Origin of the sequence: Streptomyces sp. NPDC002130, assembly GCF_040296465.1 — a bacterium.
In the GTDB taxonomy this organism is placed as follows: Bacteria; Actinomycetota; Actinomycetes; order Streptomycetales; family Streptomycetaceae; genus Streptomyces.
In genome coordinates this window covers 1-1,198 of record NZ_JBEOXI010001038.1, presented here as the reverse complement: position 1 = coordinate 1,198, position 1,198 = coordinate 1, and the positions used below count along the sequence as shown (strand labels likewise).

The following is a 1,198-nucleotide window of genomic DNA, read 5'->3' as shown; positions in this document are numbered from 1 at the left end:
AGGTCATCGGCGCGCCGGAGGAGAGCCCCGACGGCGAGCACAAGCGCTTCTTCGACCTGCTCGTCCTTGACGAGGCCGCAACTCCGGCGAACTCGACGCGATCTCGAACAGCACCGCCGCCGGAGTCCGCGGATCCGCAGCCTCGAGAGCACGCCGCGAAGGCTGAACGGGCTGTCCGACATTCGGTACCGCAGCTGTAACCGTGGTGGCTGACGCGAACAGTTGCACCCCCGCATACAAATTCCGAACAGCCGGTGAGACTGTGAGGGGGAGAGCGACCACAACTACCAGCACCGCCATGGCGAGATCGAATATCCATGAACTGTAATATATTTCGCCGTACATGGCCGACTGCACCACGAGACGAGCGATCATCAGGACCAGCAAGCCGACACAGACTCCGAGACAGACCTCGCGTGACGGGCGAGGGTCGAGCGAAGAATACCGCAGCGACAGTGATTTGACTCCGACGACGGCAAGAATCGCGACGAGTATCGCGAGAACAGCGAGCACTAACGCATCTCCCCACGGCACGATGCCAAATTGCGTTGCTGCCATTGCGATCTGAGAGAATCCAACACCGAAGCTCCACACCGCGATCAACAGCATGCCGTTTCGTGCCGCTGCGAGCCAGACGTATCCGGGGTGCGTCCCGTCGCCGACGGATGCAACACCGAATGGAATGAATGTAATTGCGGCTGCGGCAATCAAGAACGTGATGCCGTAGTACGGACTAGCCGTGACCGTGTGGAACAGTTCGACACTTGTGCCCTCGCTGATCGAGTGGAGTAATCCGGCTGCGAGGAGAGCGATGCCGAGCGCGGCGATGGTGAGGCGCCAGGACGCAAACCGTCTGGCGAGACCTACTGCCGCAACACCCACCACGACGATCGGAACGGCCGACGACACGAAGAGAACGATCAGGCTCTCGAATGTCTGCGGCCCGTCGTAATATCGGTAGCGACTGGCGGAGACCAGGATGTAGATCAGCGCGAGTAGCGCCGAGGCCACTGACGACCCCCAAGCCACAAACACAAGCGGCTTCACCAACGCCAACCATCGCGGCGCAGTTCGAGGGTCGATGCGAATTTCGGCCGCTCGCGGTTGAGATGCGAGCAAGGCACCGGCAAGCCCGAACCACTCTCCGGCATCGAGGCGTCCCCGGCCGACGTCATTGCGGTCATCGCCGATTTCGCCC

At 61.6% G+C, this 1,198-nt stretch carries 1 protein-coding gene; it reads right to left on the bottom strand.

What is annotated here, in order from left to right; genetic code table 11:
* Positions 1 to 3: 3 nt before the first annotated feature.
* Positions 4 to 1,198 (bottom strand): DUF7937 domain-containing protein (locus ABT116_RS48175; RefSeq protein WP_351647835.1); only part of this gene is annotated, 1,195 nt, incomplete at its 5' end.